Origin of the sequence: Bacteroides sp. D20 (genome assembly GCF_003436255.1) — a bacterium.
Lineage (GTDB): Bacteria > Bacteroidota > Bacteroidia > Bacteroidales > Bacteroidaceae > Bacteroides > Bacteroides uniformis.
This window is the reverse complement of record NZ_QSOO01000038.1, coordinates 1-5,145: the sequence shown is the minus strand read 5'-3', so window position 1 is coordinate 5,145 and position 5,145 is coordinate 1. Positions and strand designations below refer to the sequence as shown.

Sequence of the window (5,145 nt, the reverse complement as noted above, 5' to 3'; positions counted from 1 at the left end):
AAACGAACAAAGCCTCCGTATCCTTATCAGACACGGAGGCTTCTTCTGAAAACGGCGACTACCTACTCTCCCACTGTTACGCAGTACCATCGGCGTGACCGGGCTTAACTTCTCTGTTCGGAATGGGAAGAGGTGGAACCCCGGTGCTGTAGTCACCTGAATAAGGCAGACATGATGAGAAAAAAGTAAAGTGTCCATACATTGCTGAACGTATATACCTCCATACACGGAAGGCAAAAAGTGGACGGGCAATTAGTAATGCTCGGCTATGACATCGCTGCCTGTACACCTGCATCCTATCAACGTCGTAGTCTACAACGACCCTGAGAAATCTAATCTTGTGGCTGGCTTCGTACTTAGATGCTTTCAGCACTTATCCAATCCCGACTTAGATACCCGGCAATGCACCTGGCGGCACAACCGGTAAACCAGAGGTCAGTCCAACACGGTCCTCTCGTACTAGTGTCAGAGCCACGCAAATTTCATGCGCCCACGATAGATAGAGACCGAACTGTCTCACGACGTTCTGAACCCAGCTCGCGTGCCACTTTAATGGGCGAACAGCCCAACCCTTGGGACCTTCTCCAGCCCCAGGATGTGACGAGCCGACATCGAGGTGCCAAACCCCTCCGTCGATATGAGCTCTTGGGAGGGATCAGCCTGTTATCCCCGGAGTACCTTTTATCCTTTGAGCGATGTCCTTTCCATACAGAAACACCGGATCACTATGCTCTAGTTTCCTACCTGATCGACTTGTAAGTCTCCCAGTCAAGCGCCCTTATGCCATTACACTCTGCCGACGGTTACCAATCGTCGTGAGGGCACCTTTAGAAGCCTCCGTTACACTTTTGGAGGCGACCACCCCAGTCAAACTACCCACCAAACAGTGTCCCCGCATCAACGGGTTAGAACTCAAATAATCAAAGGGCCGTATTTCAACAGCGGCTCCACAAATACTGGCGTACCTGCTTCGAAGCCTCCGGCCTATCCTACACATCAATTACCCAAATTCAATGTTAAGCTATAGTAAAGGTTCACGGGGTCTTTTCGTCCCATCGCGGGTAATCGGCATCTTCACCGATACTACAATTTCACTGAGCTCACGGTTGAGACAGCGTCCAGATCATTACACCATTCGTGCAGGTCGGAACTTACCCGACAAGGAATTTCGCTACCTTAGGACCGTTATAGTTACGGCCGCCGTTTACTGGGGCTTCAATTCAATGCTTCTCTTGCGATGACATCTCCTCTTAACCTTCCAGCACCGGGCAGGTGTCAGGCTGTATACTTCATCTTTCAATTTTGCACAGCCCTGTGTTTTTGTTAAACAGTTGCCTGGACCTATTCTCTGCGCCTCGCCGTTAAGCGAGGACCCTTTATCCCGAAGTTACAGGGTCAGTTTGCCTAGTTCCTTAACCGTGAATCACTCAAGCGCCTTAGTATATTCAACCCGACTACGTGTGTCCGTTTGCGGTACGGGTACCTGCAGGATTAAGTTTAGCGGATTTTCTTGGAAGTATGATTACACGCACTATTGGATTGTTCTAAGAACGCTCCATACTATCAGGTTCGACTCTTGCTCCGGATTTGCCTGGAACAATCAGCATCTACACCCTTCAACGGACTATTCCGTCAGTCCGCGGCGCTGTCACGACTCCGTCTCCACGTCACTCCCACAGGTAGTACCGGAATATTAACCGGTTCTGCCATCGGCCTCGCCGTTCGGCTGAGCCTTAGGACCCGACTTACCCTGATCCGATTAGCGTTGATCAGGAAACCTTAGTCTTTCGGCGAGGGGGTTTCCCACCCCCTTTATCGTTACTTATACCTACATTTGCTTTTCCACACGCTCCAGCAAAGCTCGCGCTTCACCTTCGACGCCGAGTGGAATGCTCCCCTACCGATGATTTCTCATCCCAAAGCTTCGGTAGAATACTTATGCCCGATTATTATCCACGCCAAACTCCTCGACTAGTGAGCTGTTACGCACTCTTTAAATGAATGGCTGCTTCCAAGCCAACATCCTAGCTGTCTTAGCAATCTGACTTCGTTAGTTCAACTTAGTATTCATTTCGGGACCTTAGCTGTTGGTCCGGATTGTTCTCCTTTAGGACATGGACCTTAGCACCCATGCCCTCACTCCTGACATAGAACTGACACGCATTCGGAGTTTGTCAAGACTTGATAGGCGGTGAAGCCCTCGCATCTTATCAGTCGCTCTACCTCATGCCAGTATAAGTCAAGGCTGCACCTAAATGCATTTCGGGGAGTACGAGCTATCTCCAAGTTTGATTAGCCTTTCACCCCCACCCTCAGGTCATCCAGAAGCTTTTCAACGCTTATTGGTTCGGTCCTCCAGATGGTGTTACCCATCCTTCAACCTGCCCAAGGGTAGATCACTTGGTTTCGCGTCTACTCCTTCCGACTATACGCCCTGTTCAGACTCGCTTTCGCTTCGGCTGCAGATCTGAAATCCTTAACCTCGCCGGAAAAAGTAACTCGTAGGTTCATTATGCAAAAGGCACGCCGTCACACCAGAAGGTGCTCCGACCGCTTGTAGGCACATGGTTTCAGGAACTATTTCACTCTTCTGTTCGAAGTGCTTTTCACCTTTCCTTCACAGTACTGGTTCACTATCGGTCTCTCGGGAGTATTTAGCCTTACCGGATGGTCCCGGCAGATTCACGCAGAATTCCTCGTGCTCCGCGCTACTCAGGATACCACTAGGCTTCGCTTGGCTTCGCATACGCAGCTGTCATGCTCTATGGCTGTACTTTCCAGAACATTCTGCTCACCAACTTTCTTGCCACGACGTGGTCCTACAACCCCACACATGCCGTAACATGGGTGGTTTGGGCTGTTCCCCGTTCGCTCGCCACTACTGGGGGAATCATTGTTTATTTTCTTTTCCTGCAGGTACTAAGATGTTTCAGTTCCCTGCGTTAGCCTCCTGCAATGCAGGATGATACTTCTTCAAAGTACCGGGTTGTCCCATTCGGAAATCCGCGGATCAAAGGTCATTTGCACCTACCCGCAGCTTATCGCAGCTTATCACGTCCTTCATCGCCTCCGAGAGCCAAGGCATCCGCCATGTGCCCTTACTTACTTTTTGTCTTACCGATCACGTATGGTCGATATATACTTTCAGCTTTTAACTTTACTTTTTTTTGGTCACATCATGTCAAAGAACGGTGTTTCAATTATAAAACAATAATCAAAACGGAGTGGAGAATAACGGATTCGAACCGTTGACCCCCTGCGTGCAAAGCAGGTGCTCTAGCCAGCTGAGCTAATCCCCCTTCTTATAAGTGGAAAACGGAAAGTGGAAAGTGGAAAATCCGGAGAGTTCCCGATTTTCATTTCTCAATTTTCAGTTTTCAACTTTGAAGTAGTCCCAGGCAGAGTTGAACTGCCGACCTCTACATTATCAGTGTAGCGCTCTAACCAACTGAGCTATAGGACTGTCAGTCAAACCCTCGCCTTACGGCTCGGCTTCTACTTTTCTCTCTTATTCTGATAAACAATTACGCGCAGCACAAGAGGTTCTTATGGAAGCATAACTTCAAGAACCAACGATCGAGTCGAGACGTCACTCCAGAAAGGAGGTGTTCCAGCCGCACCTTCCGGTACGGCTACCTTGTTACGACTTAGCCCCAATCACCAGTTTTACCCTAGGGCGCTCCTTGCGGTTACGCACTTCAGGTACCCCCGGCTTTCATGGCTTGACGGGCGGTGTGTACAAGGCCCGGGAACGTATTCACCGCGCCGTGGCTGATGCGCGATTACTAGCGAATCCAGCTTCATGGAGTCGGGTTGCAGACTCCAATCCGAACTGAGAGAGGCTTTAGGGATTAGCATCACGTCGCCGTGTAGCTGCCTTCTGTACCCCCCATTGTAACACGTGTGTAGCCCCGGACGTAAGGGCCGTGCTGATTTGACGTCATCCCCACCTTCCTCACATCTTACGACGGCAGTCTCGACAGAGTCCCCAGCATAACCTGATGGTAACTATCGATAAGGGTTGCGCTCGTTATGGCACTTAAGCCGACACCTCACGGCACGAGCTGACGACAACCATGCAGCACCTTCACAACTGCCTTGCGGCTGACATGTCTCCACATCATTCAGTTGCAATTCAAGCCCGGGTAAGGTTCCTCGCGTATCATCGAATTAAACCACATGTTCCTCCGCTTGTGCGGGCCCCCGTCAATTCCTTTGAGTTTCACCGTTGCCGGCGTACTCCCCAGGTGGAATACTTAACGCTTTCGCTTGGCCGCTTACTGTATATCGCAAACAGCGAGTATTCATCGTTTACTGTGTGGACTACCAGGGTATCTAATCCTGTTTGATACCCACACTTTCGAGCATCAGCGTCAGTTACAGTCCAGCAGGCTGCCTTCGCAATCGGAGTTCTTCGTGATATCTAAGCATTTCACCGCTACACCACGAATTCCGCCTGCCTCTACTGTACTCAAGACACCCAGTATCAACTGCAATTTTACGGTTGAGCCGCAAACTTTCACAACTGACTTAAGCGTCCGCCTACGCTCCCTTTAAACCCAATAAATCCGGATAACGCTCGGATCCTCCGTATTACCGCGGCTGCTGGCACGGAGTTAGCCGATCCTTATTCATACGGTACATACAAAAAGGCACACGTGCCTCACTTTATTCCCGTATAAAAGAAGTTTACAACCCATAGGGCAGTCATCCTTCACGCTACTTGGCTGGTTCAGACTCTCGTCCATTGACCAATATTCCTCACTGCTGCCTCCCGTAGGAGTTTGGACCGTGTCTCAGTTCCAATGTGGGGGACCTTCCTCTCAGAACCCCTATCCATCGAAGGCTTGGTGGGCCGTTACCCCGCCAACAACCTAATGGAACGCATCCCCATCGATGACCGAAATTCTTTAATAGTTCTACCATGCGGAAGAATTATGCCATCGGGTATTAATCTTTCTTTCGAAAGGCTATCCCCGAGTCATCGGCAGGTTGGATACGTGTTACTCACCCGTGCGCCGGTCGCCATCAAACTTAGCAAGCTAAGTTCATGCTGCCCCTCGACTTGCATGTGTTAAGCCTGTAGCTAGCGTTCATCCTGAGCCAGGATCAAACTCTTCATTGTAAAAGTATCTTGACTGCGCA

2 tRNA genes and 3 rRNA genes are annotated in these 5,145 nt (G+C 50.1%); all 5 read right to left on the bottom strand.

The window, feature by feature from the left end:
- Nucleotides 1-49 precede the first annotated feature (49 nt).
- A 5S ribosomal RNA gene (gene rrf, locus DXD78_RS20750) occupies nt 50-160 on the bottom strand.
- Between the two features lie 72 nt (nt 161-232).
- Nucleotides 233-3,112 (bottom strand): 23S ribosomal RNA (locus DXD78_RS20745).
- 113 nt (nt 3,113-3,225) lie between these two features.
- A tRNA-Ala gene (locus tag DXD78_RS20740) sits at nt 3,226-3,299 on the bottom strand.
- A gap of 90 nt (nt 3,300-3,389) precedes the next feature.
- Nucleotides 3,390-3,463: transfer RNA gene (locus tag DXD78_RS20735), tRNA-Ile, on the bottom strand.
- Between the two features lie 135 nt (nt 3,464-3,598).
- A 16S ribosomal RNA gene (locus tag DXD78_RS20730) occupies nt 3,599-5,125 on the bottom strand.
- The 16S, 23S and 5S rRNA genes sit together here with 2 tRNA genes alongside, the layout of an rRNA operon.
- Nucleotides 5,126-5,145 lie beyond the last annotated feature (20 nt).